We start from the raw sequence: 13,747 nt of genomic DNA on the forward strand, positions 1-13,747 counted from the left end.
GCGCTTGCCTTGGCAGCATGTGAGGATTCCCCATCCATGTCGCACTACGTCCTCGCCCTCAGCTGGCAACCGGCCTTCTGCGAGTTCAATGCGGAACGGCCCGAGTGCCGCGAACTCGACAGCGCGGACTTCGCGGCGAGCAACCTCACGGTGCATGGCCTGTGGCCGAACGACCGTCCGGGTGGCGGCCCCTCTTATTGTCGCGTCGATACCGAGATGAAAGCCCTGGATGAGGCGAAGAACTGGTGCGAACTGCCGGAGCCGAAGATCAGCGCCAAGACGCGGGCCGCGCTCTCGTCCGCCATGCCGGGCGCCACGTCGTGCCTGGACCGGCATGAATGGATCAAGCACGGAACCTGCGCGGGAACCGATGCCGAAGTCTATTTTGCGGATACGCTGCGCCTCGCGAAGGCGTTGCAGACAACGCCGCTGAACCAAGTCATCGCCGTCAATGTCGGGCGCCACATCACACCGCAACAACTACGCAACGCTTTCGAGGCAGCCTTCGGCGCGGGATCGAGCAAGGCCTTGACCCTGGTCTGCACCGAGCGCAATGGCCGCCGCTACCTGGCCGAGATCCGCGTCGCGCTGAAGCAGGACGGCCTCAAAGGGTCGCTGGAAGGGAACGATCTATACCTGGAAGGCGCCGCCGCCGACAATTGTGGAGAGGATATGTGGGTCGACTCGGCCGGCTAGCCCGGTCTTGCGGAAGGCCGCCGGCTCGGCTAGAAACCGGCCCATTCGGAGACATTTTCGTGGAGCTTGCCGTATGGCCAGTGAACAGGATCAACTTCTCGCCAGCCGCCAGGAAGGTTGGAAGGGTTTTTCGCGGTTCCTCTTCTGGGGCACGATCCATGCGGCGATCATCACCCTGATCGCGACCCTGTTTTACATCTACGGCCCGTCGATCGGCTTGACCATTTTCTCGGTCCTGCTGGTCCTGGTGGCCACCTTCATCACCGCATTCGCGACCCTGCGCTCTTAGGTCGCAGGCCAGCACAGACGAAAAAACGGCGCCGGAGTGACCGGCGCCGTTTCCGTTTTAGGCCGTGGCAAACGGATCAGCCGACCAGCTCGATCCCGCTGAAGAAGAACGCGCACTCGATCTTCGCGTTCTCCGGCGAGTCGGAGCCGTGCACCGAATTGGCTTCGATCGATTCCGCAAAATCCTTGCGGATGGTGCCCTGCGCGGCATTGGCAGGATTGGTGGCACCCATCACGTCGCGATACTTGGCGACGGCGTTCTCGCCTTCCAGCACCTGCACGACCACGGGACCGGAGGTCATGAAATTGCACAGATCGTTGTAGAACGGCCGCTCCTTGTGTACTTCGTAGAACTTCTCGGCCTGGGCGCGGCTCAGCCATAGCCGCTTCTGCGCGACGATGCGCAGGCCTGCTTCCTCGATCCGCGCATTGATCTTGCCGGTCAAATTGCGGCGCGTGGCGTCCGGCTTGATGATCGACAAGGTCCGTTCCTTGGCCATTTTCTCTTGCTCCTGTTGGCGAAACTGGCGCGGGGTTATATACAGTCCGCCGCCCAGCCGCAACGCGCATCTTACGGCGCGAAAAGGCCCCGAAATCAAGTAATTGTGCCATGTTAACGATCACCGACCTGACTTGCCGCATCGCCGGGCGCCCGCTTCTCGAGGGCGCGAGCCTGACGCTGCCCGCCGGTCACAAGGCCGGCCTGATCGGGCGCAACGGCACGGGCAAGACCACGCTCCTCAGGCTCATCGCCGGCGACCTGCATGCCGATAACGGCGAGATCCGCCTGCCCAACAACACGCGTGTCGGCCGCATCGCGCAGGAGGCGCCGAGCGGGCCGCAGAGCCTGCTGGACACAGTGCTCGCCGCCGATACCGAACGGCAGAGCCTGCTGGAGGAAGCGGAGCACGCGACCGACGGCCATCGCATCGCCGACATTCATCAGCGCCTGCATGAACTCGACGCGCACTCCGCGCCGGCGCGCGCGGGTGCCATTTTGCACGGCCTCGGCTTCGATGCCGAGGCGCAGCAGCGCCCCTGCAGCGATTTCTCCGGCGGTTGGCGCATGCGTGTCGCGCTCGCGGCGTTGCTGTTCCAGGCGCCCGATCTGTTGCTGCTGGACGAGCCGACCAATCACCTCGACCTCGAAGCGACGTTGTGGCTCGAGGAATTCCTGAAGCGCTATCCGCACACGGTGCTGCTGGTTAGCCACGATCGTGACCTGCTCAATCGCGCGGTCGACAAGATCGTGCACCTGCACGATCGCAAGCTCACGGTCTATACCGGCGGCTATGACGATTTCGAGCGCGCGCGCCGAGAACGTCTTGCGCTGCAGGCGGCGGCGAAGGCTAAGCAGGATGCACAGCGCAAGCATATGCAGGCCTTCATCGACCGTTTCCGCTACAAAGCCAGCAAGGCGCGCCAGGCCCAGTCGCGCCTGAAAGCGCTGGCGAAGATGGAACCGATCGCGGCGGTGGTCGAAGAGCGCGGCATCGAGTTCCATTTCCCCGAGCCTGAGGAACTGGCACCGCCACTCATCGTCATGGACCATGTCGCCGTCGGCTACGAGCCTGGCAGACCGGTGCTGAGCCGAATCAATCTGCGCCTCGATCCCGACGAGCGCATCGCCCTGCTGGGCGCCAACGGCAATGGCAAGTCCACCATGGCGAAATTGCTGGCCGACCGGCTGCAGCCGATGGCGGGCGAGATCCGCCGTTCGCGCAAGCTTAAGGTCGGTTATTTCGCCCAGCATCAGACCGACGAGCTTGATCTCGAGGCGACGCCGCTGCTGTCGATGGAGCGCGCGGCGCCCAATCTCACTCCGGAGAAGTGCCGCGCGCATCTCGCCCAGTTCGGCCTCGACGTGCTGCGCGCCAACACCAAGGTCGGCAGCCTCTCCGGCGGAGAGAAAGCGCGACTGCTTCTGGCGCTCATGAGCCACGGCGCGCCCAACATCTTGCTGCTGGACGAGCCGTCGAACCATCTCGACATCGACTCGCGCCAGGCGCTGGTGCAGGCGATCAACGAATTCCCCGGCGCCGTCGTGCTCATCAGCCACGATCCGCACCTGATCGAATTGACAGTCGACCGGTTCTGGCTGGTCAAGGATGGGCTGTGCCGCCAGTTCGATGGCGACCTAGACGATTATCGCGAGCTGGTGCTGACGGAGGATGGCGCAGGCACCGACCGCGGCCCGCGCGGTCGCGATCGGCGCGAGGCTCGAGCCGAACGCCGGAGCGCTCCGACGACGACGCCAGCTGCGGACCTCAAGCGTCAACTCGAGCAATCCGCGCTGGTGGTCGACAAGCTGTCCCAGGCGCTGGCGCTGATCGAGAAGAAGCTAGCCGATCCGGCGCTCTACAACGAGAGCGCGGAGACCATCGCCGATTGGCAGCGCAAGCATGCCGATGTCTCCAGGCGCCTGTCGGACGCGGAGGACGCATGGCTGCGGGCGCAAACCTCGCTCGACGAGGCCAGCGCCTAGTCTCGACGCGGAGCTGTGCTTGCGGCACCCCGGCGCGCGTGGCAAGGTGAACTGCTGGCCACCACCAAAAAAAGAGCCGGTCATGCCGCTGCTCTCGCCCGATCAGGATCATCCGGAGACGGCCGATGGTGCCCTGGCCGGTGCGCCGCCCGATCTGCTCGAAATGTATGCCTACTGGCAGCACAAGCGGGGTCCGCGGCCCATGCCGGCGCGTGCCGATATCGAGCCGGCTGAGATCAAGCGGCTGCTGCCGGGCATGTTGCTGGTCGATGTGCAGAGGACACAGGACGGATCCTTGGACTTCGTTTACCGCCTGGTCGGCACACGCGAGGTGGAGATGCGCGGTCATGACCCGACGGGAAAGCGTGTCGTCGAGGCCTTCTACGGAAAGTCGGCCGACACCGTGACCACCTGTTACAGCCGTGTCGTCGAAACCCGCTGCCCCTTCCTGGACGACGATTGCTACCATCTGCCAGGCCAGGAATGGTCACCCTCCGCCACCATCTATCTGCCGCTCTCGAACGACGGTGCACTGGTCAACATGGTGCTGGTCTATTCCTCCTTCCGATGGATCGCCGGCGGCTGGTCGCCGGAAGGCAAGTGAGGGGCCGAAGCATGCGGCCCTCCTTCAGCTTCACATGCCCGACCTGCGGAGAATCGCACAAGGGTTCGCCCAGCGTGGCCTTCGCTTCACCGTACCACTGGCATGCCCAGCAGCCCGATACCAGCACCGGAAAATCGCGGCTCAGCGACGACTTCTGCATGATCGAGGAGCGCGACTACTTCATCCGCTGCATCCTCGAAGTGCCGATCGTCGGCGTCGAGGACCCGTTCCTCTGGGGTGTGTGGGTGTCCCAGAGCGCGACGAATTTCCGGGACTATGTCGAGAGCTTTCCGGATACGCCCGAACGGCAGACCTTTGGCTATCTCTCGAATCGACTGCCGGGATATCCCGATACGATCAACCTGCATACGCAGACCCGCTGGCAACGGGGAACGAAGCGACCTCTGGTCGAGTTGAAGGCCGTCGAACACCCGCTTTACCATGACTGGTCCAGTGGGATCACGTGGGAACGCGCCATCGAGCTGGCCGCACCCGCGTTTCATCCGCGCGACAATTGAACGCGGGTTGAAACGCCTCGCGGCAATCACAAAATGACTATGACCCGTGCCTGAAAGCCCAAGGCGCAGCGAACAAAAGTGTGCGTCGATTGTTGCTGCATTCTCACTGGTTATTGCCGATAGGATGGATGACATGAGCCAAGCTGCCATCGGACTCCTGTGCCCCGTTTGCAAGGTCGATCTGGTCATGACCGAACGCAAGGATGTGGAGATCGATTATTGCCCGAAATGCCGCGGCGTGTGGCTCGATCGCGGCGAACTCGACAAGATCATCGAAAAGAGCGCCGCCCAGGAGATGCAGCAGCGCCCCGCTGCCCCGCAGCCGCAAGCGCAGCCACATCCCGGCCACGCCGGCTATGGCGAGCGCGGCGAGTATGGCGAACGCGGAGAGTATGGCGAGCGCGGCGAGTATGGCGAGCGGGGCGAACGCGGCTATTACGGCAAGCCCTATCGCCGCAAGTCGTGGCTCTCAGAGATTTTCGACTGAGATCTCACTCGCTCCGCGCCTTCTCTTCCCACTTGCCAACCGGCGATTGCTGGAAATAGACCAGCTTGTGGCCTGCTTCCTTGTACGCCTTCCAGCGCTCGCGCGCGGCGGCGACGGCCATCTCGTCGTTGCCGTCGAACATCTCGCACACCAGCGGGAAGTCGCCGCAATCGGCACGCTCGGCGCCATCGCACAGGATCAGCAGCTTCGCACCGTTCGGATTCTCCGCTTCGGCAGTCAAATAGATCGGCTGCTCACTGGCGGAGCCGTCCTTGGCCGTGCCGTGCGGCAGGAAACTCTCGGGCCGGTAGGTCCAAAGATGCGCGGCCAGAGCCTCGACGCGCTCCGATGAACCGGCCATCACGAGCGTCCGCTCCCCCCGCCCGTAGGCGCGCTCGAGGATCACAGGCAACGTGTCCTCGAGGCTCGCGCGCTGCAGGTGGTAGAAGCGGATCTCGCTCATCGCCTCTCGGTTACTTTTCCTCGTAGTGCTTTGCGACCAGATGGTCGAGCAGCCGCACGCCGAAGCCGGTCGCGCCGCGCGGCGTGGTCGGGCTGTCCTTGTCGGACCAGGCCATGCCGGCGATGTCGAGATGCGACCAGATCGTGCCCTTCTGCACGAAGCGCTGCAGGAACTCGGCGGCGGTGATGCTGCCTGCGTTGCGGCTGCCGCTGATGTTCTTCACGTCGGCGGCGGGCGAATCCATCATCTTGTTGTAGGCCTGCGCCAACGGCATGCGCCACAGCAGCTCGCCGGTCGCCTTGCCGCTCTCCTCCAGCTGTTTGGCGAGTTCCTCGTCGTTGGCGTACATGCCGGCGTAGACGGTGCCGAGCGCGATCAGGATGGCGCCGGTCAAGGTCGCCAAGTCGATCATCACCCTGGGCTTGAAGGTCTCCTGGCAGTACCACATGGCGTCGGCCAGCACGAGGCGGCCCTCCGCATCCGTATTGAGCACTTCGATGGTCTGGCCCGACATGCTGGTGACGATGTCGCCCGGCCGCTGCGCGGTGCCGGATGGCATGTTCTCGACCAGGCCCACGACGCCGACCGCGTTGACCTTCGCCTTGCGCGAGGCCAAGGCCCGCATGGCGCCGATAACGGCGGCGGAGCCCGCCATATCCCACTTCATGTCCTCCATGCCCTGGGCCGGCTTGATCGAGATGCCCCCGGTATCGAAGGTGACACCCTTGCCCACGAAGGCGATCGGCTTCTGCTTCGAGTCGGCACCGTTCCATTGCATGGTGACCAGCTGGCTTTCGCGGCTGCTGCCCTGCCCCACGCCGAGCAGGGCACCCATGCCGAGCTTGGTCATTTCCTTGACGCCCAGCACCTTGACCTCGACGCCGACCTCGGAGAGCTTGCGCGCCTCGGCTGCCAGCGTCTGGGGATAGATGATGTTGGCCGGCTCGGAAACGAGGTCGCGCGTGACATTCACCGCGTCGACCACCTTGTCCATCGGATCGAAGGTGCGCTTGGCATCGGCCGCATCGCCCACCAGCACGGTGAAGCGCTTCACGCTCGGCTTCTGCTCGGGCTTTTCTTTGGTCTTGTATTTGTCGAACCGATAGAAGCGGAGCCGCGCGCCGTAGGCGACGTTGGCGGCAAAATCGGCCTCCGCCAGCTTCATATCGCCGATCGATTCGATCCAGATCGATACGTCCTTCTCACCCGTGTTGTTGAGCGCGGCGACCAGCCGTCCGCCCAGCGACTGCGCCGCCAGGGTGTCGTATTTCGCCGGCGCGCCGATGCCGGCCACGATGATGCGCGCCACGTCGACACCGGCCGGCGCCAGGATTGTGAGGAATTCCTCCGCACCTCCCTTGAACCGGCTGGCTTCCAGCGCCCGCGTGATCGCGCCCTTGGTCGTCTTGTCGAGCTGCTGCGCAAGCTTGCCCAGCTTGCGGCCTTCGGCGGCCAATGCGACCAGCGTCCCGGACGCCGGAATCTCGGGTTTAGCAAACGCGATTTTCATGAAAGACCTCTTGGACTGAAACTCTGGCCGGACCGGCCGGATCGGTCGGCGGAATGACTTTTGGAGCGACGAGTCTTTGCAGGCTTTCCAGCGCCTGTCCAGCCTCTCCAGCATTCTTCAGCGAGTCGCGGCAATTTGGCTAACGCCATGAAAAATGTAGACGATTGCCGACAACATGCTACTTTAGCCCCGCCTTCTCGGGGGCAAAATGGAGGCTGGCGCAAGCCGGACGAGGGTCCACGGAACGGGCCCAGGTAGCAGGGCATCAGGCGTGGGTTCTGGGGGAGTGATCGTTCCATCGTGGCGGGTAAGCGGCGCGGACTGACCGACATCGTTATGAGCGGCCTGCTGACGGTGCTGTGCGCCAGCCTGATCGGCTGCTCGCTGCCGGCTAACGCCAGGGACTTGGACGATCACAATTCGGCTAATGCCGACCACGGCCTTCACCAGCCGTCGCTCACCATCCAGACCGCCCAAGACTATGACGACGACAATGAGATTGACGTGCCGCTGCCGCCCCCGATCCAACCTGCGCCAGGCGGCGCGCAGGAAGTACCCGGCACCCAGCCGGGCGCGCCGGCGCAGGTCGATGAAGAAGACACCACCATCAGAATGATCGCCGACGAGGTCGGTCACGACGAGAATCTCGGAATCTTCGTCGCGCGCGGCCATGTCGAAATCCTGCGCGAAGGCAGGATCGTCAAGGCCGACGTCGTTACCTACAACGAGCGCACCAAGCGCATCACGGCTTCAGGCAATGTCGTGCTCATAGAGCCCGACGGCGATATCCAGTTCGCGACCTATGCCGATGTGACCGACGATGTGAAGGAAGGCATTCTCTATGACTTCCGCATGCTGATGAAGGACAACGCCCGCCTGGCGGCAAACCGTGCCTACCGCGTTGAGCAGGACACCAAGGAGATCCTGCGCAAGGGCGTCTATACCCCCTGCGCGCCGTGCGCGGAGGATCCTTCGCGCGCGCCGCTATGGCAGGTGAAGGCCTATTCGGCGATCCGCCACAAGGTGGAGGAGACGATCACCTATCACGATGCCTGGCTGGAGATGTTCGGCGTGCCGGTGCTGTACACGCCCTGGTTCCGCCATCCGGATTTCGGGGTCGACCGGCAGAGCGGCATGCTTACGCCTGAGCTTCACTTCTCCAGCGAGAACGGCCTGCAGATCTCCACGCCCTACTACCACGTGCTGGCGCCGGACAAGGACATCACCTTCACGCCAATCTTCACGTTCGGCGGCGACGTCCAGGACCGTCCGGGTGGTGTCGCCATGCTCGAATATCGCCAGCGCGTGGTCGACGGCAGGTTCCGGCTTGAGGGATCGGGCACTGTCGAAGATCGGGAGTCCGACGCGGCAAGGGAAAGCGATGTCCGCGAGATCTCCGATGACTTCCGCGGCCATGTCGAAGGCGAGGGCCTGTTCGAAATCGATGACAACTGGCGCACCGGCTTCGACTTCAAGGCGGCGACCGACAAGAGCTATCTGAGAAGGTTTCATCTCGGCTCGCGGGATATCCTCACCCAGACTGCGTACCTGGAGGGCTTCTTCGGACGCTCCTATGCGGAGGCGCAGGCCTACACCTTCCAGACCACAGACGACGACATCGACAACGACGAGCTGCCGATCATCGCGCCGATGTTGGACTATCGCTTCGTCGGCGAGCCGGGCGTCGCCGGCGGGTATTTGGGTTTGGACGCCAACTTCATGAATCTGCGCCGCCTTGAGGGACGCGAAGTGGTGCGTATTGCCGCCAACCCCTATTGGACGCTGCCCTATACCAGCTCAATGGGCGACATCTATCGCCTGACGCTGGAAATGCCCATGACCCTCCACGCTGTGCATGAAGTGGATCCCAACAGCGATATCCGCGATCCGAGCGGCGGTATTGACGACACGGAAGTTCGCGTGCTGCCCAAGGCGAGCTTGGAATGGCGCTACCCGTTCATCCGGCCCAGCCCGAACTTCACCCAGGTATTGGAGCCGATAATCCAAGTGGTCGGCTCGCCCGACAGCGGCAACACGGGCAACATCCCGAACGAGGACAGCCGCGCCTTCGAGTTGGACGACACCAATCTCTTCCTCGCCGACCGGTTCCCGGGACTTGATCGGAAGGATACGGGTTCGCGCGCCACCTATGGCGCGCAATGGTCGGCCTACACGCCCCAAGGCGGTTACATTAACGCCTTCCTGGGCCAGAGCTTCCAGTTCGAGCACGACGACAATGACGAGTTCCGTACCGGAACCGGCATCGATGATGACCTGACCGACGCGGTCGGCCGGCTGCAGTTCCGACCGATAAGCGGGGTTGATCTCAGCTATCGTTTCCGCTTCGATGCGGAGGACGTGGTCTTCCAGCGGCACGAGGCGCGGGCCAGCTACTACACCTCTGATTTTGCCCTGGCGGGCTCCTATGCCTTCATTGCCAGCGATGGCATCGAATTCGGCGATCGCGAACAAGTGAGCGGCTATGCAAGCGCCCACCTTTCGGACTACTGGTCGGTAAACGTCCGATCGTCCTATGATCTGCAGCAAAATCGCCTGCTGTCGGTCGGCAGCGGGTTCAGATATCTGGACGAGTGCTTTGACATGGGCTTCGACATCTCCTATGCGCCGGGAGGCGATACCGAACAGTCCGATGGTGAGGTCGAGGCGCTCTTTACAATAAACTTCAGGAACCTGGGTGGGCTCGATATACCTTACTGAGTCTTGAGAGTGCGATGCTGATGTCGAATGCCACGATCCTGAAGCCCCTGCGCCGCGCAGTGGTCTGTGCAGTGCTGTTGCTCGGCTCCATGGCCGGGAGCCTGATCATGCCCGTCCAGGCCCAGGATCAGTTGCGTATCGCCGCGGTCGTCAATGACGAGATCATCAGCGAGCTCGACGTCTATATGCGCCTCCGGATAGCCATGCTGTCCGCCCAACTCCAGGATACCGAGGAAACCCGCAGGCGCCTGCTGCCGCAGGTGCTCCGCAACCTCATCGATGATCGGTTGAAGATCCAGGAAGCCAAGCGCACCGGCATAAAGATCAATCCGGCCGACGTCGAAAGGCGAATCGATCGGCTGGCCGAGCGCAACAACATGACGAGGGCGGACCTGGAGACGTTCCTAAGGTCCAATGGCGTCCTGGTGGACGCGATCGCGGATCAGATCACGGCTGAGCTCAACTGGGCGCGGCTGGTGCAGCGCACGTTGCGGCCGCGCATCGTGATCACCGACCAGGAGATCAATGAAGAGGCGGCGCGCATCAAGGCGACGCAGGGCCAGACCGAATACAAGATGTATCAGATCTTCCTGGCGGTTGATGCACCCAACCAGGAATCGCCCGTGCGGGATTCCGCCGAGCGGCTGGTCGAGCAGTTGCGCGCCGGCGCGGATTTTGAATCCCTGGCGCAAGAATTCTCGCAGGACGAAGGCGCGCTCAAGGGTGGCAATTGGGGCTGGATGCGGCTGGATCAGATGGAGCCGGCGGTCGCCAGGGAAATCCAGCTGGTCCCGACCGGCCAGCTGGTCGGGCCCCTGCGCGGCACCGGCGGATACTTCATCGCTTTCGCCAGTGAAACGCGTGTCTCCGGCTCTGGCGATCCGACGGGCGCGGGCAGTGTCACGGTGAAGCAGATTCTCTGGTCGTTGCCGCCGAACGCCGCGGAGAGCGAAGTCAACCGCGCCATCTCGCAGGCCAACACGATCGCCGGGAGAATCGAGAATTGCGGCCAGATGGCGCAGGTCGCGGAGGAGGCGAGCCCTGGGGTCTATCGCGAGCTTGGCAGTGTTCTGGTCAATGACTTGCCACAACAGGTACAGAGCATCGCGATCAACCAGCCAATCGACATCCCGTCTCGACCGGTTCGCACCAACCAGGGCGTCGGCCTTTATCTCATCTGTGCGCGCCAAGGCGGCGACGAGGACAGCCAGTCTCGCACGGCGATCGCCGACCGACTGGGTCAGCAGCGCCTGGAAACCCTGGCGCGCGGTTATCTCAGCGATCTGCGCCGGGCGGCGGTGATCGATATCCGGATGTAGGCGGGGCCATCGCATATGATGGATGAAGCGCGAGCTGCAGTTCCCTCCCCCGAGGCGGGGGAGGGTTAGGGTGGGGGCGACGGCGGCTCAGCTCGACGCGATTTTCGCCGGAGAGAACAACCCCCACCCCAGCCCTCCCCCAGCTTGGGGGAGGGAGAAATGCAGCGTGCATCGGCGTATGCGATTGCCCTGCAGATATAGGGAAGCCGCTTGATGGCCGCGGACGGCCTGCCGCCGCTGCGCGAGGTCATCGCGAAATACGATCTGGCGGCGCGCCGCGCGCTGGGCCAGAACTTCCTCCTCGATCTCAACCTCACCGGCAAGATCGCACGTGCCGCCGGCGATCTCACCACTGGGACAACGATCGAAATCGGGCCGGGTCCCGGCGGCCTCACCCGCGCGCTGCTAAGCCATGGCGCGCGCGAACTGATCGCGATCGAACGCGATACACGTTGCCTCGGCGCGCTGGCTGAGATCGTCACCGCCTATCCCGGCCGCCTCAGCGTGATCGAAGGCGACGCGCTCGCGGTGGACTGCACGAAGCTGGGCACCCCGCCGCGCCGGATCGTCGCCAACCTGCCCTACAACATCGCGACACCATTGATCATCAAATGGCTGGAACAGGGTCCGACCTTCGCATCCCTGACCGTGATGGTGCAGAAGGAAGTGGCGGACCGCCTGGTCGGCAGGCCGCGGAGCAAGGATTACGGCCGCCTCAGCGTGCTGACGCAGTTTCTGGCCAAGCCGCGGCGCCTGTTCGACCTGCCGCCACGCGCATTCGTCCCGCCGCCCAAGGTCACGTCCACAGTGATCGAGATCCTGCCGCTCCCCGAACCTGCGTTTCCCGCGCGTCTCAGCGACCTGCAGCGCGTCACGCAGGCGGCCTTCGGTCAGCGCAGAAAGATGTTGCGTCAATCCCTGCGCTCGCTGGGTGCAGACGTGGAAGCGTTGGTGGCGCAAGCGGACGTTGCACCGACTGCGCGCGCGGAGGAGCTGAGCATCGCGCAGTTCGCCGCGTTGGCGCGGGCACTGGAGAAGCAGCGCTCCTGACTACGTCCCCTCGCGCAATCCCTTCACGAACTCCGCTAGCCCTACCTGCCTGTGCCGCTTCAGCCGTTCGGCCAGCAGGACGGCGCGCACGCGCTGGATGCTGATCTCCAGATCATCGTTCACGATGATGTAGTCGTACTCGGCCCAGTGGCTCATCTCGTCGGCGGCCTTGGCCATGCGGCGCGCGACCACCTCGGCGCTGTCTTGGGCGCGGGTCTTCAGGCGCTGCTCCAACGCGGCAATCGAGGGCGGCAGGATGAAGACGCTGACCAGATCCTCGCGCGCCGCCTGGGCAAGCTGCTGCGTGCCCTGCCAATCGATGTCGAACAACACATCGCGTCCGCCGGCCAGCCACTTCTCGACCGGGGCGCGCGGCGTTCCGTATTGGTGATCGAACACCTTGGCGTATTCCAGGAACGCCTTTTCCGCGACCATGCGGTCGAACGTCGGGTGGTCGACGAAATGATAATCGACGCCATCCTTCTCGCCCGGGCGCATCGGCCGCGTCGTGGCGGAGATCGAGAGCACGAGATCAGGCTCGATCTCCAGCAGCCGGCGCGAGATCGTGGTCTTGCCCGCTCCGGAGGGCGAAGACAGGACGAGCATCAGGCCGCGACGCTGAATCTCCACAGCTCCAGATGGCCTTGCGCCGTCCAGCGTCATCACCCGGGATCCCCTTCTATTCGATATTCTGCGCCTGCTCGCGCAGTTGTTCGATGGCTGCCTTAAGCTCGATGCCGATGTTGGTCAAGGTCAGATCGTCGGCCTTGGAGCACAGCGTGTTGGCTTCGCGATTGAACTCCTGGCACAGGAAATCGAGGCGCCGGCCGATGGCGCCGCCCTGACCCAGCAGCCCGCGCACGGCTGCAACATGAGCAGTGAGCCGGTCCAGCTCTTCGCGCACGTCGGCCTTGGCGGCGAGCAGCGCCACTTCCTGTGCCAGGCGTTCCTCCGGCAGCGTCACCACCGGCGGCAGCAGCTCCGTGATCTGCTTCGCGAGTCGCTCGCGCAAGGCTGCGGGCTGTGCCGCGGCGCTGTTCGCCGCGGCGTTTGCCAAGCGCTCGATTTCGCTCAAGTGCTGGCGGGTGATGGCGGCGAGCTTCTTGCCTTCCTCCAGACGCGCCTGCTGCAGATCGGCGAGGCAGGCGATGAAATCCACTTGCATCGCCTGGAGGCGCCGCTCTGTCACGTCGGGCGCAACCTGCTGCTCCTCGATCTCCAGCACGCCCTTGAGGCCAATGAGGCCGTCGAGCCGCGGCGGCGCCGCGTCGATCTTTCCCTTGAGGCCTTCCAGCAAACGGCCGAGCTGCTCCAGCGCTGCCTCGTTGACGCGGAAGGTCGGCACTGCCTGCTTGTCGTCCGCCGTCAGAGTGACCGAGAGGTTGCCGCGCTTCAGGCGCTCGGCACAGGCGGCGCGCACGAACCCGTCCAGGGCATCGAGACCGGCGGGAAATCGGCAGCGCACCTCCAGGTTGCGGCCATTGACGCATTTCAGCTCCCACGCCCACAGGAAGTCGTCGAGCGCTCCCTGGCGGCGGGCGAATCCGGTCATGCTGGCAATGGTCACGCGCGTTCCTTTCGGTGCTGTCACGGCTGAGGGCATCTTCCG

Annotated in this window: 14 protein-coding genes; 9 read left to right on the forward strand and 5 right to left on the reverse strand. The window is 64.0% G+C overall.

The features are described 5' to 3' along the window. The first annotated feature begins 36 nt into the window (after positions 1–36). Together DTX69_RS16815 and DTX69_RS16820 are read left to right on the forward strand one after the other, a co-directional pair. On the forward strand, positions 37–696 hold the full coding sequence (locus DTX69_RS16815) for a ribonuclease T2 family protein (protein WP_162917288.1): 660 nt from the start codon (positions 37–39) through the stop codon (positions 694–696). A gap of 73 nt (positions 697–769) precedes the next feature. After that, positions 770–985: a hypothetical protein gene (locus DTX69_RS16820; protein ID WP_119302717.1), complete on the forward strand. Its 216-nt coding sequence runs from the start codon at positions 770–772 to the stop codon at positions 983–985. Positions 986–1,061: 76 nt separating this feature from the next. On the opposite strand, the gene ndk is transcribed toward DTX69_RS16820, so the two are convergent. Continuing rightward, positions 1,062–1,484 carry a nucleoside-diphosphate kinase gene (ndk, locus tag DTX69_RS16825; RefSeq protein WP_119302718.1) on the reverse strand — a complete coding sequence of 141 codons (423 nt, stop codon included), beginning with the start codon at positions 1,482–1,484 and terminating at the stop codon, positions 1,062–1,064. 110 nt (positions 1,485–1,594) lie between these two features. Here ndk and DTX69_RS16830 point away from each other — a divergent pair, with 110 nt between their 5' ends. From DTX69_RS16830 to DTX69_RS16845, 4 genes are all read left to right on the forward strand, one after another. Then, positions 1,595–3,469, forward strand: a complete 1,875-nt coding sequence (locus DTX69_RS16830) for an ABC-F family ATP-binding cassette domain-containing protein (protein WP_119302719.1) — start codon at positions 1,595–1,597, stop codon at positions 3,467–3,469. Positions 3,470–3,551: 82 nt separating this feature from the next. After that, entirely contained in the window at positions 3,552–4,073 is a 522-nt protein-coding gene (locus DTX69_RS16835) for a PAS domain-containing protein (protein WP_162917289.1), read from the forward strand. Between the two features lie 11 nt (positions 4,074–4,084). Beyond that, complete coding sequence (locus DTX69_RS16840; RefSeq protein WP_162917290.1) at positions 4,085–4,591, forward strand: DUF2199 domain-containing protein; 507 nt, start codon at positions 4,085–4,087, stop codon at positions 4,589–4,591. A gap of 133 nt (positions 4,592–4,724) precedes the next feature. Then, entirely contained in the window at positions 4,725–5,078 is a 354-nt protein-coding gene (locus DTX69_RS16845; protein ID WP_284735837.1) for a zf-TFIIB domain-containing protein, read from the forward strand. A gap of 4 nt (positions 5,079–5,082) precedes the next feature. Here DTX69_RS16845 and DTX69_RS16850 read toward each other — a convergent pair whose 3' ends face one another. Together DTX69_RS16850 and DTX69_RS16855 are read right to left on the reverse strand one after the other, a co-directional pair. Continuing rightward, positions 5,083–5,541: a DNA polymerase III subunit chi gene (locus DTX69_RS16850; RefSeq protein ID WP_119302723.1), complete on the reverse strand. Its 459-nt coding sequence runs from the start codon at positions 5,539–5,541 to the stop codon at positions 5,083–5,085. 10 nt (positions 5,542–5,551) lie between these two features. Further along, positions 5,552–7,051 carry a leucyl aminopeptidase gene (locus DTX69_RS16855; protein ID WP_119302724.1) on the reverse strand — a complete coding sequence of 500 codons (1,500 nt, stop codon included), beginning with the start codon at positions 7,049–7,051 and terminating at the stop codon, positions 5,552–5,554. A 300-nt stretch (positions 7,052–7,351) separates the two neighbouring features. On the opposite strand from DTX69_RS16855, the gene DTX69_RS16860 reads away from it, so the two are divergent. From DTX69_RS16860 to rsmA, 3 genes are all read left to right on the forward strand, one after another. Continuing rightward, complete coding sequence (locus DTX69_RS16860; protein WP_162917291.1) at positions 7,352–9,769, forward strand: LPS-assembly protein LptD; 2,418 nt, start codon at positions 7,352–7,354, stop codon at positions 9,767–9,769. A gap of 14 nt (positions 9,770–9,783) precedes the next feature. Then, entirely contained in the window at positions 9,784–11,088 is a 1,305-nt protein-coding gene (locus DTX69_RS16865) for a peptidylprolyl isomerase (protein ID WP_119302726.1), read from the forward strand. Between the two features lie 213 nt (positions 11,089–11,301). Then, the gene (gene rsmA, locus DTX69_RS16870) at positions 11,302–12,138 is read left to right on the forward strand and encodes a 16S rRNA (adenine(1518)-N(6)/adenine(1519)-N(6))-dimethyltransferase RsmA (RefSeq protein ID WP_119302727.1); all 837 of its coding nucleotides are present in this window, start codon (positions 11,302–11,304) and stop codon (positions 12,136–12,138) included. Here the strand turns inward: rsmA and gmk are convergent, their stop codons facing one another. Then, positions 12,139–12,801: a guanylate kinase gene (gene gmk, locus DTX69_RS16875; RefSeq protein WP_119302728.1), complete on the reverse strand. Its 663-nt coding sequence runs from the start codon at positions 12,799–12,801 to the stop codon at positions 12,139–12,141. Between the two features lie 16 nt (positions 12,802–12,817). Then, positions 12,818–13,729: a YicC/YloC family endoribonuclease gene (locus tag DTX69_RS16880; protein ID WP_322090895.1), complete on the reverse strand. Its 912-nt coding sequence runs from the start codon at positions 13,727–13,729 to the stop codon at positions 12,818–12,820. Positions 13,730–13,747 lie beyond the last annotated feature (18 nt).

Origin of the sequence: Dongia deserti, assembly GCF_003574735.1 — a bacterium.
GTDB lineage: Bacteria > Pseudomonadota > Alphaproteobacteria > Dongiales > Dongiaceae > Dongia_A > Dongia_A deserti.

Bases quoted from the DNA above. Each gene is read 5' to 3' on its own strand.
- gmk (WP_119302728.1), bottom strand. From the start codon at position 12,801: ATGACGCTGGACGGCGCAAGGCCATCTGGAGCTGTGGAGATTCAGCGT.
- DTX69_RS16830 (WP_119302719.1), top strand. From the start codon at position 1,595: ATGTTAACGATCACCGACCTGACTTGCCGCATCGCCGGGCGCCCGCTT.
- DTX69_RS16855 (WP_119302724.1), bottom strand. From the start codon at position 7,051: ATGAAAATCGCGTTTGCTAAACCCGAGATTCCGGCGTCCGGGACGCTG.
- ndk (WP_119302718.1), bottom strand. From the start codon at position 1,484: ATGGCCAAGGAACGGACCTTGTCGATCATCAAGCCGGACGCCACGCGC.
- DTX69_RS16850 (WP_119302723.1), bottom strand. From the start codon at position 5,541: ATGAGCGAGATCCGCTTCTACCACCTGCAGCGCGCGAGCCTCGAGGAC.
- DTX69_RS16845 (WP_284735837.1), top strand. From the start codon at position 4,725: ATGAGCCAAGCTGCCATCGGACTCCTGTGCCCCGTTTGCAAGGTCGAT.
- DTX69_RS16835 (WP_162917289.1), top strand. From the start codon at position 3,552: ATGCCGCTGCTCTCGCCCGATCAGGATCATCCGGAGACGGCCGATGGT.
- DTX69_RS16865 (WP_119302726.1), top strand. From the start codon at position 9,784: ATGCTGATGTCGAATGCCACGATCCTGAAGCCCCTGCGCCGCGCAGTG.
- DTX69_RS16840 (WP_162917290.1), top strand. From the start codon at position 4,085: ATGCGGCCCTCCTTCAGCTTCACATGCCCGACCTGCGGAGAATCGCAC.
- rsmA (WP_119302727.1), top strand. From the start codon at position 11,302: ATGGCCGCGGACGGCCTGCCGCCGCTGCGCGAGGTCATCGCGAAATAC.
- DTX69_RS16820 (WP_119302717.1), top strand. From the start codon at position 770: ATGGCCAGTGAACAGGATCAACTTCTCGCCAGCCGCCAGGAAGGTTGG.
- DTX69_RS16815 (WP_162917288.1), top strand. From the start codon at position 37: ATGTCGCACTACGTCCTCGCCCTCAGCTGGCAACCGGCCTTCTGCGAG.